The organism is Sodalis sp. RH16, from assembly GCF_047324245.1.
GTDB classification, from domain to species: domain Bacteria; phylum Pseudomonadota; class Gammaproteobacteria; order Enterobacterales; family Enterobacteriaceae; genus Acerihabitans; species Acerihabitans ligni.
This window is the reverse complement of the sequence record NZ_CP178737.1, coordinates 3,392,311-3,409,460: the sequence shown is the minus strand read 5'-3', so window position 1 is coordinate 3,409,460 and position 17,150 is coordinate 3,392,311. Positions and strand designations below refer to the sequence as shown.

Here is a 17,150-nt window from a genome sequence, read left to right as displayed (position 1 = left end):
ATCCTCTCATTCGCGGCATGGGATGAAACCTGACGGCACCCGTCTCGGGCATCCTGGTATCCCATTTGGCCGCATGGCCTGATTACAACAGCTGGAACCGGGCCGTTTTGACCCGGGCGGAGTCCAGCCCCACCATCACATCGAAGGCGCCCGGCTCGGCCACCCATTGCATCTGTTGATTATAGAATTTCAGGGCCTCGGCATCGAGCTTGAAGGTCACCTGCTTCGATTCGCCGGCCTTCAGGAACACCTGCCGGAACCCTCTTAACATCTGCACCGGCCGGCTGATGGAGGCCTTGACATCATGAATATAAAGCTGGGCCACGGTATCGCCGTCGCGATCGCCGGTATTGGTCAGGGTCACGCTGACATTGATGCTGCCGTCGCGAGGCATGGTGGGACTGGACAGCCTCACATCCGAGACGCTGAAACGGGTATAGCTCAAGCCATAACCGAACGGATAGAGCGGACCGTTGGCCTCGTCAAAATAATGCGAGGTGTATTTGTCCGGCGCCTGGGGATTATAGGGCCGCCCGGTAGGCAAGTGATTGTAATAAATGGGAATCTGCCCCACCGAGCGCGGAAACGACATGGGGAGCTTACCAGAAGGATTGTAATCGCCGAACAACACATCGGCGATGGCGTTGCCGCCTTCGGTGCCGCTGAACCAGGTCTCAAGGATAGCGTCCGCTTGCTGATTTTCATGCACCAGCGCCAGCGGACGTCCGTTCATCAGCACCAGCACCAGCGGTTTGCCGGTGGCCTTCAAGGCGTCAATCAGCCGGCGCTGGCCGTCGGGAATGGTGATATTGCTGCGGCTGGAAGCCTCATGGGCCATGCCCTGGGACTCGCCCACCGCCGCCACGATCACATCCGCCCGTTCAGCGGTCTTGACCGCTTCGTCCAGCATAGCCTGCGGCGTGCGCGGATCCTGCTTCACCGATACTTCATAGCTGTTGAGGAAAGCCACCATATCTTTATGATCGGTGATATTCGATCCCCTGGCGTAGACCACGGTGGCTTTTCCCGCCACCGCGTTGCGTATTCCCGCCAGCAGCGTAACGGCCTGATCGATGCGACCGGCCGCCGACCAGCTGCCGATGATATCGCGCTGGCTGTCCGCCAGCGGCCCGATAACCGCGATGGTGCCCTGTTTTTTCAACGGCAGGGTCTGCAGGCGGTTTTTCAGCAGGACCAGGCTTTGCCGGGCCACTTCACGCGCCTCGGCGCGATGGAGACGGCTTTCGGCATTGGTATCCTTGGGATCGCTGCCCACCGGCCCCAGATGGCTGTAGGGATCGCGGAACAGTCCCATATCGTATTTCACATTCAGCACGTGGCGCACGGCATCGTCGAGCTCCGACTCGCTGACCTCGCCGCTTTTAATCATTTCCGGCAGATAGCGGCTGAAATAGATATCGCCCATGCTCATATCGATACCGGCATCCAGCGCGATTTTCACCGCCTCTTTCGGCGAACCGGCGACGCCGTGGTTAATCAATTCTTTAACCGCGCCGTGGTCGCTGATGGCGATACCGGAAAAATGCCATTGCCTGCGCAGCAGATCTTTCAGCAGCCAGGTATTGGCGGTGGCGGGAGTGCCGTTAATGGAGTTCAGCGCCACCATGACGCCGCCGCTGCCGGCATCCAGCGCCGCTTTATAGGGCGGCAGGTAATCCTGGAACATCCGCTGCGGGCTCATGTCGACGGTGTTGTAATCCCGGCCGCCCTCCGCCGCGCCATACAGGGCGAAATGCTTGACGCTGGTCATCAGGGAGTGCCGGCCGGCGGGATTATCGCCCTGGAACGACGACACCATCACCCGGCCCATTTCACTCGCCAGGAAGGTATCTTCCCCCAAGCCTTCCGATACCCGGCCCCAGCGGGGATCGCGGGTAATGTCCACCATCGGCGCCCAGGTCATGTTCAGACCGTCCTCGCTGCCTTCAAAGGCCGCGATGCGCGCGCTGGTGGCAACCGCGTCAAGATTCCAGCTGGCGGCCAGCCCGAGGCTGATGGGGAACACGGTACGTTGACCGTGGACGATATCATAAGCAAAAAATAACGGAATTTTAAGGCGGCTCAGCTGCATGACCTGGTCTTGCATAGCCCGGATATCGGGACGGGTAACGGTGTTGAAAATGGCCCCCACCTGCCCTTTTTTTATCATTTCCCGGATGGCCTCTTTGGGATTGTCCGGTCCGACGCTGATAAGGCGCAATTGGCCGATTTTTTCCGACAGGGTCATTTTTTGCAGCAATGCGTTGACATAAGCATCACGGGGCAAATCGGGGGAAGGAAGCTGGGTATTGTCCGCCAAAGCGGAATTGAGCGTTAATGCTACAAACAGGCTTATTGAACACAGCCATTTCATATCGTTATTCTCACAATCGCAAAAGCAAACCGGGCATATAGCCCGGTCATGGATGTTTTTGTCACTATGCCACCGAGATTTATTAGCCTCAGTGTAGCCCATCACAAAGCCGAAAGGGTAAGGTTAAATTATTGAAAGCATTTGTTTCCAGATGAGTGCTGAAATAATCGTCCGCGCCGGCGGCAGAAAATCCCGCCGTCCTGTTAACCGAGATGTATGATAATAAAAGCAGCATAACAGGCCCGGTAAAAATCCTGCTGGTTAATCACTCTGAACCTGCACCCATCAAGGCGGCGCGGCGATATTGGATTAAACTGTCGGTCAGCTCCCGCGGCTGTGCGCCGCCTGCGCCGCGTCCGTATAAATTATAATCAAGGGACATTATCATGCCGCAACGTTCGCCTTATTCATCGCATATATTTATCGAACAGCTCAAGACCCTGGCCGGCAGGCATAATGTGCTCACCGGGGAGCGCCAAACCCAGCGCTACCGCAAGGGTTTCCGTTCCGGCAGCGGACCGGCGCTGGCGGTGGTGCTGCCCGATTCGCTGCTTGCCCTTTGGCGGGTTCTGGAAACCTGCGTCGCCGCCGATAAGGTCATTATCATGCAATCGGCCAACACCGGACTGACGGAAGGGTCCACCCCCAACGGCACGGATTATGACCGCGAGGTGGTGATAATCAGTACCCGGCGGCTGGGAGGCATCCAGGTCATCGACGAAGGACAGCAGGTCATCGCCCTGGCAGGCAGCACGCTGTACGAGCTGGAAAACCGGCTCAAACCCTACCGGCGCGAGCCGCACTCGGTCATCGGTTCCTCCTGCCTCGGCGCATCGGTTATCGGCGGCATTTGCAATAATTCCGGCGGTTCACTGGTTAAACGCGGGCCGGCCTACACCGAAATGGCGCTGTATGCGCAAATCAATGCCGACGGCGACCTGACTCTGGTCAACCATCTGGGTATCGAACTGGGGGGCACGCCGGAACAGATCCTGACCCGGCTGGAGAACGGACAATACGGGCCCACGGATATTCTGCCGCCGCAGCGGGCCTGTTCGGATCATGACTATGCGCAGCGGGTGCGGGAAGTGGATGCCGACACCCCGTCCCGGTTCAATGCCGACCGGCGCCGCCTGTTCGAGGCCGCCGGCAGCGCCGGTAAACTGGCGGTTTTCGCCGCGCGCCTGGATACTTTCCCCGCCGAAGATCAGCAGCAGGTGTTCTATATCGGCACCAACGACCCCCAAGTGCTCACCGCCCTGAGGCGGGATATCCTCTCCGGCTTCAGCCAACTGCCGGTGGCCGGGGAATATATGCACCGGGACTGTTTCGATATCGCCGAGACCTACGGTAAAGATACCTTTGTGATGATCAACCGCCTGGGCACCGATCGCATGCCCTGGCTGTTTCAACTGAAGGGACGCGTCGACGCCACCCTCAACGCCCAGTCCTGGCTGCCTTCGCAGCTCAGCGATCGTTTCCTGCAGGGACTAAGCCGGCTCTGGCCGAGCCACCTGCCGCAACGAATAAAAGAGTACCGGGATCGCTATGAACACCACCTGCTGCTGAAAATGTCCGGCGCCGGCATCGATGAGGCACGCCATTACCTGGCCGATTATTTCGCCCGGGCCGAGGGGGATTATTTTGCCTGCACGCCGGAGGAAGGAAACAAAGCCTTTTTACACCGTTTCGCCGCCGCCGGCGCCGCTGTCCGTTATCACGCCGTCCATAGCGACAAGGTGGAGGACATCCTGGCGCTGGATATCGCCCTGCCCCGCAATGAAACCCAATGGTTCGAAACCCTGCCGCCGGACATTGACCGGCAGTTGGTGGCGAAACTCTATTACGGCCATTTCATGTGCCATGTCTTCCACCAGGACTATATCGTCGCCAAGGGCGTCGACAGCCACGCCCTCAAACAGCGCATGCTGGAGGAGCTGGACAAGCGGCACGCCGAATATCCAGCCGAGCATAACGTCGGCCACCTCTACCAGGCAAAACCGTCGCTGGCGGCGTTTTACCGGCAAACCGATCCCACCAACAGCTTCAATCCCGGCATCGGTAAAACCAGCAAACTGAAGCATTGGGGCGAAGGACCCGCTGAGCATAAATAATCCTGATATAACGCCGGCGAACGCCGTCCCAAGACAGGTTACGCCGGACGGCCCTATGGAGAATTCCGGCGTCTCATCCATTAGTCGCGGCAGGGGGCTTGGCAAGCGCCATTACCTTTGCAATACTGCTTTGCAGTGTAACAAGCCATGATCGGTCTATACGGGAGCTGACGATTGTCTCACAGGAGACGCGCCTCGCTCCCGCCAGGAAGTATGCCGGGTCTTCTGCCGGTTATCATGGCCTTCAGGGATGATCGGTTCTTCTTTTTCTACAAGGCACCGAATCACTTATGAAATATGTCATTATCGGAACGGGCAATATCAGCAAAACCTATATCAGCGCCCTGCAATCATTACCGGCATGCGAACTGATCGGGTTTGTATCACGCAGCAAAACCTCCGGAGACAATGATTACCGCTTGCCCTGCTGGCCGACCCTGGCGGAGGTCGATCGTCCGTTCGACGCGGTTATTATCACCACGCCAAACGGCCTGCACCACCAAAGCGCCATCGAAGCCGCGCGCCTGGGCAAGCATGTGCTGGTGGAAAAACCGCTGGATATCACCCAAGGGGCGATGGACGGCATGATCGACGCGGCGGCCCGGGCAAACGTTACCCTGGCGGTCAGTTACCAGCGCCGGACCAACCCTGATAACATGGCGGTGAAAGCCCTGATGGAACAAGGGGCCTTCGGCCGGATCTACTCCGCCGATCTGAGCTGCCGTTTCTGGCGCGACCAGCGCTATTATGACAGCGCCGATTACCGCGGCGGCTATGCCCTCGACGGCGGCGGCGTCTTTATGCAGCAGGCCTGCCACAATATCGATAACTATATCTGGCTGTTCGGTATGCCCGCGCGGGTACAGGGCGAATTGGATACCTTCGCCCACCGGATTGAAGCCGAAGATCACGGCGCGGTAGTGCTGCGCTATGACAACGGCATGATCGGCACCATCGTGGCCTCCACCTGCGCCCCGCCGGGATATCCGCCGCGGCTGGAAGTGAGCTGTGCAAAAGGCACGTTTACGCTGCTTAACGATTGCATCAGCGACTGGCATGTAGAGGGCATTGATAACCCCGCCAGCACCGTTCCTCCGGCCGACGACCCCGGCGCCAGCAGCCCGACCGTAACCGATTTTTCACGCCATGCCGCGGTATTGGCGGACTTTGAACAGGCGGTGGCACGGGGAACCACGCCGCTGGCGGACGGTAAGGATGCCAGGCGGACCACCGACCTGGTGCTGCAGATTTACCGTTGCCAAGAGAGGAAAAGTTGATGCTTCAGCTCAGAGCGGCCCGTATTGATGAGTTGGAAAAACTCACAGAGCTCTGTTTGCAATCGAAAGCATTATCAGGTTATGACGACGCGTTTATGCGCGGGTGCCGGGAGATGCTCAGGTTTCGTCCCTCGGACATGGAAAAGACCTCAATTTGCGTGGCGGAGGCCGACAGCACCTTGCTGGGGGCCGCCCAGCTCTACTTCGAGGATGAAATCGCTTTTCTCCAGCGACTGTTCGTGTCGCCGGACAAGACCAAACACGGTATCGGCAAGGCGCTGTTCGGTTGGTCGCTGAAAGCGGCGCACCGGGCCGGAGCCAAGCGTTTACTGATTGACTGCGACCCGGCCGCCGCCGGGTTTTTCCAGCGCATGGGCGCCCGTGAAGAGGGTATTGTGGATTCCGGTACGGTCCCCGGCTATCGCACGCCCCGTTTTAAAGTGACCCTATCCCCCTGCCGTTCTCCGTCAGAGAAATGATCGTCGCTTGAACGGCATACGCCGCCATGCTGAATACGAGGGAGTGATGAATCGTGTATGAACTGCATATCGCCAATAAGAATTACTCGTCCTGGTCACTGCGCCCCTGGCTTTTAATGAAAGCCCTGAACATTCCTTTCGCTGAAACGACTCATCAGTTTCAGGGCAACAATAACGCCGATGTTTTTCAGCATTTTTCTCCCACCGGCCGGGTGCCGGTGCTGTATGACGGCGCGATGGCAATATGGGATTCCCTGGCCATCGCCGAATATCTGGCGGAGATCCATGCCGGGGTCTGGCCGGAGGAGTACCAGGCCCGGGCCTGGGCGCGGTGCGCCGCGGCGGAAATGCACGCCGGATTTACCCGGCTTCGCACCATGTGCCCGATGAATTGCGGAATACGGGTAAAGCTGACGGCGCTGCCGCCGGAATTAAACGCCGATCTCGCCCGGCTGGATGCGCTATGGCAGCAGGGCTTGACGCAGTTTGGCGGTCCGTTCCTGGCCGGCCCTGACTTCAGCGCCGCGGATGCCTTTTATGCCCCGGTGGTTTTTCGCATTCAAAGTTATGGACTGCCGCTGTCCGCCGCCGCCCAGCGCTGGTGCCAGACCATGCTGGCACTACCGGCCATGGAAGAGTGGTATCGGCAGGCGCTGGCGGAAGAGTGGCGGGATGAAAGCCATGAGGAAGAAGCCGCACAGTACGGCGACATCGTGGCGGATCTGCGCACCCCGCAATAAGGGAGAGCGTCCCATGGCCCGGTAGGCCCGCCATCACCGATCGTGCAACGGGCCGGTTGAAGGGAGACCGCGCCAAGGAAGGAATGACCTAATCCGCGATACCGTTCTGGTCGCGGCTGTTATTCTGCGCCGTCACGCCGGACTGGCGGGCCTTCTGCTTCTTGTAATCCAAAGCCGCCGCCGGCACCGGCGAAGACTTGCCGGTTTCCAGCCAGCTGCGGATACGGTTGGCATCGGCAAAATGCGTATATTTACCGAACGCGTCCAGCACCACCAACCCCACCGGCCGATGATTGATCACCGTACGCATCACCAGGCAATGCCCCGCCAGATTGGTAAACCCGGTTTTGGTCAATTGAATCGCCCAGTCGGGACGGTAAACCAGATGATTGGTGTTACGGAACGGCAGGGTATAGGGGGGATTCTGGAACTTCGCCATCGTCTCGTGGGTAGTGCTCAGCTCGCTCAGCATCGGATAATTTTCACTGGCAATAAGCAATTTGGACAAATCCCGCGCCGTCGACACGTTATTAACCGATAACCCGGTGGGTTCCACATAATGGGTATGCAGCATGCCTAATGATCGGGCTTTCGCATTCATGGCGGCAATAAACGCCGGATAACCACCGGGATAATGATGCGCCAGACTGGCGGCCGCCCGGTTTTCCGAAGACATCAGCGCCAGCAGCAACATATCGTGCCGGCTGATTTCACTCCCTACCCTGACCCGTGAAAATACGCCTTTCAATTCCGGCGTCTGATGAATATCCACAGAAATAATTTCATCCATCGGCTGATGCGCATCCAGCACCACAATGGCGGTCATTAACTTGGACAAGGAAGCGATGGGCACCACTTTATCCGCATTGGCGGCATAAAGCAGACGGTTATCCGCCATATCCACCACAATGGCGCTGCCGGAGGCTATTACCAAAGGTGATGTCAGCGGCGCCGGCTCCGTACTGACGGCGGCCTCTGCGTCGCCGATCAATCCATTACCGAGCGTACAAAGCGACAGACCCAAACAAACGACACGAAAAAAAGATAACATTATTCATTACCTGAAAATGACAGCGAGACCGCAGTGAATGACGCCATAGTATATCCGATTATCGGAAAACGAAAATCTCCTCAACCCTGTATTTTTTTGTCACCAAAAAAGTACGATTAAAATTGACATGTTTTTATTTTCGTAAAAAACCATCACCGGACTTTTCCTTGGGGTTAAAGAGTTTATTAACTCTGGAAGAGCTAAATAAGCTATAACATCGCTCTTTGAATAAACGATAATAAGCTCTTCTCCGGCATTCATTTAGGCGATATATAACTGATTATTGGATTTAAGTCAGCACCAAAACGCCTCGTTATCACCTTAATAGGGTATTAAGCCAGTACCTTTTTATTCACTACAAAAGTAAATATCAGGATGGCTATGATATAGCATCCCCAAATTGTCAGCCCCATCGTCACCACCGAGGTACCCCCGATACCGGTAACCGGCACGCTGAGGGCGCCAAGGGCAAACATGCCGACGCCGATAATCGCCGAAGCGCTGCCGGCGTTTTTACCCTGGCTTTGCATAGCAAGGGAAGAAGCCAGGGTACCGATTAATCCGTTTATCATCACGGAAAAAAACAGCGCCGTCAAAATCATGGGCAGCGGCGCCCGGAACACGCCGCAGGCCACCAGGGCCGACGACGCCACACCCGCCACGGCAAGGCCGACTTTCAGCGGGATGAGCTCGCCGAATCTGATGCTGCAGCGGGCGGCGATTTGCGCGGCGGCGATCAGGCCCAGGCCGTTGGCGGCAAAACAAAAGCTGAAGGACTGGGGGCTGAGACCGTAAATTTGCTGCAGGACGAAAGGCGAGGCGCCGATATACGCGAACATTCCCGCCATGCTGAACCCCTGGGTCAGGCATAATCCCATAAATTGCCGCTGGGTCGCCAGATGTCCCAGGCCGCCGTAAACCCCGAACAGGGACGCCGGGGTTCTCCTTGACGCCGGCAGGGTTTCCCGCAGCCGCCAGACGCTCAATACCAGCAGCAGCAATGCGATGGCCGCCAGCACCATAAACAAACCCCTCCAATCCGTCCAGGACAAGAGCGCGCCGCCCATTACCGGCGCGGCGATGGGCGCCAGGCCGTTAACCAGCATCAGCAGGGCGAAAAACCGGGTCAGGTCGTGGCCGTTGTACAAATCACGGGCCACCGCTCTGGATAATACCGCCCCGCCCGCTCCCGCCAGGCCCTGAATAAAACGCGCCGCCAGTAATTGCGAGATATCGCGGGCCAGGGAGCAGCCAATGGAAGCCAGCAGTAAGATGAACAGCGACGCCAGCAGCGGACGCATACGCCCGAGCTTATCGCTCAAGGGACCGAAAAACAGCTGGCCCAGGCCCAGCCCGAGCAACCCGGCGGTCAGACTGAGCTGCGCGGTGGCGGTAGTGGTGCCCAGGCCGGCCGCCAGCTCCGGCAGGGAGGGCAAATAGAAATCGGTACAAAGCGGGCCCAGCGCGGCCAGGGAGCCGAGCACCAGGGTGAAGCTCAGTCGTTGAGAAGAAGTGGTCATGAACATATCCCTATAACCGGCGAAAAGTCCTCGTTAGCCCAATTTAGATGGGGGATGAGCCACTATTGTCGGCAAAAAACAGTGATTTGTCAGTTTTTCTGCGGCGAAGGAATCACTTTAACCAGGGGTTCCATAACATCCAATGGTTCAGTAGATAAGCTGTACCGCGACATTATCCGTGTAATTGCCGGGGGAAGACGCGCGGTCGGCTTTCATTTTGGCATAAACGGTGTAGTTGCGCGAGACGGTGGCATTGGCCCCGAGACTGTAGCTGTCGCTGATAACGCCCGGGCCGGTATTGCTCCACACTTGCTGGTAACTTCCCGAGGTATAAAGCTGATAGCCGGTGTTATGCGTCCCGACGGACATTTGTCGCTGCTCATCCCCCGTGGGCCCCACCATCAGAATCTGGTAGCTGACGGTTTCCGGGGCGTTACCGGTGCGGCAAACCACGGTCAGGGTGGCGGTGCTTTGCTGTATATGTCCGGCAATACCTTCCACCGAACCGAAATTCAGCGGCGTGCCGGAAATCCCGCAGTCATAGGCCAATGCCGGCCCGCTGATAAACATCAATACCATGCCTACAACGTTCAGTAATTGCATAATCAAGCTCCGGTGATACATATCAATGGTCCGATTTCCGGTATGGCGCCGGTCTGTGGCCGATAATCGAAGGTCAGCCCGCAGTCCGGCCGGCCGGGTGTGGCGACCTTGAGGCGGTTATGTTCCGCCAGATTCTCAAAATAGGTCACGCCGTCATACCCCACCATGGCCTGTGCCCCGCCACTGACCAGTGTCGCCACGCTGCCCAGCGGCAGCGGCACATGCTGCGAGTCCACCAGCCGCAAAGTGGCGCCGTTGGTATGATGGATGGGGAATTTAGCCAATACGCCGGATCGATCGTTTGGCTTGACGGTGAGATTGTCGTTTTCAAGGGAGACGTCCATCGGTACATCATTGGGATTAATGGATAAACGGTTGCTCTCGTAGGCGCGGAGATCTTCGACAAACAGCAAACCGTTTTTATCGGTTTTACCCACCGGCCGATTTTCCTGCATGACCTCGACACCGGGCAACCCGTCTGTATCCACCACCGCAAAACCGTCCTGAATGGTATTGGCGGCGAAGACATGTCCATCCATGGCCACCAGGGCCCCCTGCAAGGTGCCGCGCTGCGCCTGGCCCGCCGTACCCTGCTCTGCCTGGGCCCCCATCAATCCCCAATCGGATTTATATTCCAGCCCGGCGGTCTGCCGGGATATCGATCCGTTCTGCTCGCCAAGGCTCCAGCCAATATCGCCCCGCTGGACCGCGGACTGCTGCGCCTGCAGGGTTTGATAGCTTTCCCCATTGCTGACGCTGCCGCCGGCGCTGGCCGTGGCCCGATGCCCGATGGGCAGGGAAATACCGACAAACACTGCGTTATCATGGTCATAATCAAAATCATGCAGTGCCGTAACATAGCCAAATGCCCGCAAAAACGGCAGCGAGCTTGAATAGGTGGCGGTCAGGGTCGAGGTTTCTATTCGGGTGGATTCATAATTGTAATCATTATAATAATTAACCAAGCGCTTGGCGTAGACCACGCCGAATGAACCGCCCCCCGGCAATGGAAAACCGACATTGGCCCGCAGGGTAGTGCCGGGAGTGCCGTCGCCATACGCCGAGGCCAGATCGTAAAAATGCGAGTCGGCCTTTAATAGGCTGGCGCCGTAACTGAAGGCATGAACGTTATGGACAAAACCCACGCCGTATTGCGTTCCCGGCGTCTGGCCGTAGCCGCCGACGGCCAGCGAGCCGGACAAGACACCAAGAGAACCCACCAGCATATCAGCCCCCACGCCCCCCATCGCCACCTTTTCGCTGCCTTCCAGATGGGTTTCCAAGGTCAGCCGGTCGGTGGCGCCGTGGCGATAGCTCATGGATGCCGCGCCGCCGGCATAATCATCGGAACGGCTGGCATATGCCCGGCGCACCGAGCCGGCTTCAACGGACAGGGAATCCAATCCCTTTTGCAATAGATTACTGCTGGCATAAAACGGCAGGGTCTCGTTGGTTTGCCGGCCATTGGCGTCTTTCACCACCATCGACACATCCCCGCCGCCGCTGGTCACCGGCAGCTGGTTGATTTCAAACGGACCGGGGTCCACCTGGGTGGTCATCTGATGCAGCCCGTTGACATAGATATCCACCGATGAGGGCACCGCCACCTCGCCGCTGATGCCGGGCCGCGCAAAGGTCACCAAATCGGGACGCAGCCCGAAATTAGTGGTCATTTGCATACCCGCCATGCGCACGGGACGAGTCCAGTCCAGACCGCCGTTGATATAGTCGCCGACGTTCCAGGTGCGCAGGGTCGCCACGTCGGAGACGCTATAGGTGCTGTCCAACCGTACCGTCTGGCTAAGATAGGGATTATGGGTTTCAAGGGCGTTGTTGCTGAGCACCCCCCGATTGCCGAACAGCCGCAGCTCTCCCAGCAGGCTATTGCCGGTCTGGCCCGCATAGTGGGTAAACTCGGTATCGTAATTCAGCAGCGCGCCGGTATCGCTGTGGGCGGGCGACAGGTCAGCCGACCCGGGATCGGCGTTGAGCTGCTGGGCAATCTGGTTTTGCACCGGAACCTTGAGATATAAGGTTTGTGCATTGGCGTCCAGCCGCCAGGTCCACTCCTTGATGCTGTCCAATGAAATCAGACCGTCGCCGGTTTCAGCCGGCTTACCGTGCAACACCAATCCGGAGGCGGTAAGCTGTTCTCGGGTAAACAGCAGCGCGCCCTGCCGCTGGGCGATTTCCTGAATGTTATTATGATCCTGGCCGTTCACCACCACATCGAGCAGCAGGCTTTGCCCGGCATCCGGCGGGGTGCCGGTTGCCGCCGCCGGCCACATCAGCGCCATGGCGAGCATACCGCTTGCCTGGCGCCAATAGGGTGATGAAATCAATTGCTAGGGCCGACATTCACCCATTGGTCCGATTTGTCCTGCGGACCCGGATTGATGACATGAACACGTGAACCGGTGTTTAACAAATGACGGGGATCTTTGATAACCCAGCGGCGTTCGTTGCCGGCCAGGATATAAGGCATACCGGGACCCGCCAGCTTCAGGGATTCGCCGCCGGCTGTGGCGGCGCTCAGGTTAGCCAGCATGCTATGTGATAATCCCAGGTTCGCCGCCACCAGCATCAGATCATTGCCCTGCCGCTCGATGCGCCACCGCACGTCGGGGTGCGCGGGGGTATTGCTCAAGGAGAATACCGGTACGGTAAAGCGCACGGTCAATTGAATGTGGTTAACGCCGCGATCGGGAATTTGGTCAAATACAATACGATAGGACTCTTCGTCTCTTGTTGCCGGATCCCGTAGCAACAAACGCACGGTTTGCGATTGGCCTGGCGGAATAGTGGCAAAAGGAGGACTTACCGTCAGCTTGGAGGTAGGGACAAAATTGTCGTCATTTCCCTTCTGGATCCAGCTGAAACCGCGAATCTGGATTAACGTCGGTTTATCCGAGGTGTTGGTCAAGGTAAAACTGGCGGAACGGTGTACCGATGATAAATCCTGACGGATGGGCACGATGGCCAATGCCTGGGCAGAAGCCTGGGGCACGATGGCCCACAGGACTGCCAGCATAAGCACCCGGATAAAAATGATATTACTGGGCATTAGGCTTTACTTTTCTTAGTAAGTCACAGTCACAGCGACGGTGTCGGCATAATCGGTAGCGACCTGGGCGGAAAGCTGGTTAGCGGCGATTTCACCATAAACGGTCACGTCTTGTGCCGCACCGTTACCGGTTCCGCCTACGGTATCGGTACCAACGGTATTGCCCCAGGTTACGGTATGGTTAGCATCGCTATACAGACCGTAGTTCAGCACAGAAGTGGTCGACGGGCTGGTCAAAACGCGCACCGTGGTGGTGGCGCCTGCGCCGTTACCCGCGCCGAGGGCCATAACATACGGCGCGGCGTTGGTGCAGGTGACCGTCAAGGTCGCAGTGGTATCCACTACCGCAGCACCGGTATAGGCGGGGAACGTCAGCGCGGTGGTGGCAAGGGTACAGGCTGATTCAACCGCGGCGGTAACCGCGATGTTGGCATTTTGCGTACCGGCGGCATAAGCCTGGCTGGCAATAGCGGTACCCAGGCAGAGTACAGACAGGGCACCGACTTTGAAAAGACGTTTGCAGGACATGATATTTCCTTGAAAGAAGCGACTGATAATTTGAATGGATTTGGCACTTTGGTTGTGTCATTTCTCACAAACATAATAACGGCCATTTGAGTTAAGTACGGTTTTATACCTTCGCAAATACGGACTAAATAATCGCAATATCGGCCAAAAGATGATATTTATTTTACGAACAGCCCGCCATAAGCGATAAAAACCGAGTGGATGTAATATATTTTTTTCGGCCGGATAATTATTTCATAGCAAGATTTATAGTAAATGAAACTCCATTTTATTCTTTTAATGACGGCGCACCCGTCGATATTCGCAGCGATTTAAAATGTGAAACCGCATCATCACAGCCCTGAGCCCCGATCTTCGGCTCGATCTCGCTTCGCCGCGAATTGCAGTTCCCGCAGCCAGGGGGGCGTGGTGCGGCCGTCAAACAAGGCGGCGTAGATCGGATGGGGCATCGGCAGCACCTCATTGCATTTTTCCGTTCGGTACCGATGGGGTGATGTTTCAATGAATTTGCGGAACATGCGCGCTAACTGCTGGCCGTCGTGCAACCCCCCTCGACGGGCAATTTTGTCGATGGGAAGATCGCTATCGATCATTGCCTGGCGCGCGAGTTCAAGCCGCAACAGCAACAAAAACAAATACGGCGAGTAACCCACTTCCGTTTTAAAATGACGCCGGAAACTTCGTTCGCTCATGGATAAAAATTCCGCCGAACGCTCCATACTGATATCTTCGTCGATATGCGCCAGCCACCACAGTATGATCCGGTGGGCGATGGAATCCGACCGGGTAAACGCATGGCTGAACGCCGCCACGCCGTCGCCCGTTCTTGATACCGCGAGCAGTTGCGGCGGACGATGGCCGGGAGACAGGCTATTTTTTGCCAACAACATCGCCAGTTCGTGCAAATTGATTTGTTCGCTGGTGGTATAAATATTGCCGTCTATTTGCAAAGGCGACAGATCATCGATCTGCACCAGCGGGTAATGTTCGGCCAGCAGCGGCACCCAAGCGGAGTGGGTAGCCACTTTTCGATGATTCAGCAGGCCGGCCGCCGCCAGTGGAATAACGCCGGAGCCAAGAGCGACTATCTGCTTCGTCCCGGGACATACCTCCCGCAGCCAATCTGACAACTCGCCGGCGTGATCCGCCGCCGCCCGTGCGCCGTGGGCAATAATCAACAGGTCGGGATCCACCGGCTTCGGACCCTGAATCATCAGGGTATCCATATATATCAAACATGACGCCGGCGAAAAGACCCGCCCTCCGGACAGGGAGTAGATTTGAATCAGATTGCGGGTGCTGCGTTGGTTTTGCTCCGCCAAAGGCTCTTCAAGGGATATGACCAGCTCCAGTAATCTGATCGCTTCGCCGAAATAACAGCCCGGGTAGGTCAAAATCGCCATCCTCCGGATATCCTTGCCAATCTCCATCAGGATCGGGAACGCGGCGAGGGCATATACCCCGGCCCGGCATTTACGCCAGACTGGTTGCCGATAAAATGAAAAGCTGCATTACTTTTAAGCATAGTTATCATAATCCGGCCGACAACGTCATTGAGAATGACACGGCATTATGGAAAATATATCACTCTCCAGTGGAGATAAATCAAGACCTACCAGCTGATATATTCATTGATAGGCATATTAAGAAAATCACAGCTCAAAAGCATTTTTTGTTAATGAACAATAATCGAAAAATAATCCTTCATACATACTCAAGCCGAGAATTTCCAATTTATAAAATAGAGTAAATATAAAAATAATCTCTTTAAATTCTTTATTAATAAACATACTGCTCTTTGGCAGCGGTAATAGGGGTCCCGGCAAGATCTGTTGCTAACCCATTGGATTTTGTATGGTAAACCCGAACTGTCGAGTGCCAATATAAACTGTTCGCTGCTATTGTTGAAAATTCATTTCACAGCAAATCCGGACAGAATGGCTGCAGTTCCGGCCAATCGCGGTTAATTCACTCTAGGAGTCCTTGGTTCTGCCGATAAGGCGCGCCTGGGTATTTTTACGCCAGGAAGAAAATGGAACCGCTCTCCCTACCCCAGCCGCCGCCGGCCCGGCATATTACAGGCCCAGGAATTCCCGCAGCCAGCATGGCATCCGACGGCCGTCAAAGACGGCGTGGTAGAGCGGATCCATAAGGGGCAGTTCCCCCAGGCCTTTTACCGCCCGGTATTGATTAGGCGTGATGCCGAGAAACTTGCGAAACATCCGCGCCAGCTGTTGGCCGTCGTGCAGTCCGCCGCGCCGGGCGATTTTATCGATCGGCAAATCACCGTCAAGCAGCGCCTGACGGGCTAATTCCAGCCGCAGCAGCAGAAGAAAAAGATTGGGGTTATATCCTACTTCACTTTTGAAATGACGCCGGAAGCTGCGTTCGCTCATAGCTAAAAATTCCGCCGAGCTCTGCATTGTTATGTCATAGTCCAAATGGATCAACCACCAAAGGAGAATCCGGTGCGCAACGGTTCCCTTACTCACGAACGCCGCTGAATGAAAGACAATCTCAACCCCGGCCTGCCCGACGGGCTTGGCCGGCCGCTGTACTCTTTTTAGCGATGGCGGCCCTCTCACCAGCAGCAACGCCAGCTTACGCAAATCGATATGTTCGTTGGTGGTGAAAAGATTGCCGTCGATAAGCAGCGCACCCGGCGCTTTAACCTCCACCAGGGGAAAATTGGCGGTGAGAAACGGCGCCAGCGCGGAATGGGTAGTCACTTGCCGGTGGTTCAGCAGGCCGGCGGCCGCCAGCCGCAAGACCCCAGAGCCCAGTGCGACGATTTGCCTTGACGCCGGGCAGACCGCCTGCAGCCAACGGGATATTTCCCCGGTTGGATCCCCCGCCGACCTGGCGCCGGAGGCGATGATCAGCAGATCGTTTTCAATGGGCAACGGGCCGTCCACCGCCAGGCAGTCCACATGGATAAGCTCGCTGGACGGTGAATCCACCGGTCCTCCCGACAGCGAATAAAACCGCGACACGTAATGAATAACATGATCGCTGTTCAGCGCAGTCATTAATTCCAGCAGCTCGATGGCCTCGCCAAGAAAACATCCCGGATAGGTCAGAATAATGGCTCTTCGCACTTCGGCGGCAGCCATCCCCGATATCGGGGATTGAGAGGAACGGCACGTGAGCATATCGCCGGCCGTGCTATCAATGACAATCGGCCTAGTATGTTTCAGCATAATCGATACAGATCCATTGCACATACAAGTACCCGGCGGCCATGGGGAGAGGAACATCTCACGGACTAAAGGGTAAGTAGAACAATCAATACTTCATGATAAATCATGTGTGATGATGTCATTCATCCGCGAACCGGGGAAAATTCGGCCTGATACCTGATCCTTTCTCATTATCCCTGCTTGCGGCTCTCCTCTCCGGC

13 protein-coding genes are annotated in these 17,150 nt (G+C 56.7%); 4 read left to right on the top strand and 9 right to left on the bottom strand.

Annotated elements, in window-relative coordinates:
* Positions 1–82: 82 nt before the first annotated feature.
* A complete protein-coding gene (bglX, locus tag ACL2XJ_RS15730; RefSeq protein WP_413723752.1) occupies positions 83–2,374 on the bottom strand; it encodes a beta-glucosidase BglX in 2,292 nt (763 codons plus the stop codon).
* Positions 2,375–2,760: 386 nt separating this feature from the next.
* Here bglX and dld point away from each other — a divergent pair, with 386 nt between their 5' ends.
* The 4 genes from dld (at position 2,761) to ACL2XJ_RS15710 (ending at position 6,984) form a co-directional block, all read left to right on the top strand.
* Positions 2,761–4,488 carry a D-lactate dehydrogenase gene (dld, locus tag ACL2XJ_RS15725; RefSeq protein WP_413723751.1) on the top strand — a complete coding sequence of 576 codons (1,728 nt, stop codon included), beginning with the start codon at positions 2,761–2,763 and terminating at the stop codon, positions 4,486–4,488.
* 290 nt (positions 4,489–4,778) lie between these two features.
* Positions 4,779–5,765 (top strand): Gfo/Idh/MocA family protein, encoded by a 987-nt coding sequence (locus ACL2XJ_RS15720; RefSeq protein WP_413723750.1) that lies wholly within the window; start codon positions 4,779–4,781, stop codon positions 5,763–5,765.
* The gene (locus tag ACL2XJ_RS15715) at positions 5,765–6,244 is read left to right on the top strand and encodes a GNAT family N-acetyltransferase (protein ID WP_132922712.1); all 480 of its coding nucleotides are present in this window, start codon (positions 5,765–5,767) and stop codon (positions 6,242–6,244) included. The genes ACL2XJ_RS15720 and ACL2XJ_RS15715 overlap by 1 nt, the downstream gene beginning before the upstream one ends.
* 53 nt (positions 6,245–6,297) lie before the next feature.
* Positions 6,298–6,984 carry a glutathione S-transferase family protein gene (locus ACL2XJ_RS15710; RefSeq protein WP_413723749.1) on the top strand — a complete coding sequence of 229 codons (687 nt, stop codon included), beginning with the start codon at positions 6,298–6,300 and terminating at the stop codon, positions 6,982–6,984.
* 88 nt (positions 6,985–7,072) lie between these two features.
* Here the strand turns inward: ACL2XJ_RS15710 and pbpG are convergent, their stop codons facing one another.
* The 8 genes from pbpG to ACL2XJ_RS15670 all read right to left on the bottom strand — a co-directional run bounded on the left by pbpG (position 7,073) and on the right by ACL2XJ_RS15670 (position 16,950).
* Positions 7,073–8,035, bottom strand: coding sequence for a D-alanyl-D-alanine endopeptidase (gene pbpG / locus ACL2XJ_RS15705; protein WP_413723748.1), 963 nt, complete (start codon positions 8,033–8,035; stop codon positions 7,073–7,075).
* Positions 8,036–8,367: 332 nt separating this feature from the next.
* Positions 8,368–9,555 (bottom strand): multidrug effflux MFS transporter, encoded by a 1,188-nt coding sequence (locus ACL2XJ_RS15700; RefSeq protein WP_132922715.1) that lies wholly within the window; start codon positions 9,553–9,555, stop codon positions 8,368–8,370.
* Positions 9,556–9,702: 147 nt separating this feature from the next.
* A complete protein-coding gene (locus tag ACL2XJ_RS15695; protein ID WP_132922716.1) occupies positions 9,703–10,158 on the bottom strand; it encodes a spore coat protein U domain-containing protein in 456 nt (151 codons plus the stop codon).
* Between the two features lie 2 nt (positions 10,159–10,160).
* Positions 10,161–12,464 carry a fimbria/pilus outer membrane usher protein gene (locus tag ACL2XJ_RS15690; RefSeq protein WP_413723747.1) on the bottom strand — a complete coding sequence of 768 codons (2,304 nt, stop codon included), beginning with the start codon at positions 12,462–12,464 and terminating at the stop codon, positions 10,161–10,163.
* Positions 12,465–12,496: 32 nt separating this feature from the next.
* A complete protein-coding gene (locus ACL2XJ_RS15685; protein WP_413723746.1) occupies positions 12,497–13,222 on the bottom strand; it encodes a molecular chaperone in 726 nt (241 codons plus the stop codon).
* Positions 13,223–13,237: 15 nt separating this feature from the next.
* Positions 13,238–13,750 (bottom strand): spore coat protein U domain-containing protein, encoded by a 513-nt coding sequence (locus ACL2XJ_RS15680; protein ID WP_413723745.1) that lies wholly within the window; start codon positions 13,748–13,750, stop codon positions 13,238–13,240.
* A gap of 332 nt (positions 13,751–14,082) precedes the next feature.
* On the bottom strand, positions 14,083–15,153 hold the full coding sequence (locus ACL2XJ_RS15675) for a helix-turn-helix domain-containing protein (protein WP_413723744.1): 1,071 nt from the start codon (positions 15,151–15,153) through the stop codon (positions 14,083–14,085).
* A gap of 672 nt (positions 15,154–15,825) precedes the next feature.
* Complete coding sequence (locus tag ACL2XJ_RS15670; protein ID WP_413723743.1) at positions 15,826–16,950, bottom strand: helix-turn-helix domain-containing protein; 1,125 nt, start codon at positions 16,948–16,950, stop codon at positions 15,826–15,828.
* Between the last annotated feature and the right edge of the window lie 200 nt (positions 16,951–17,150).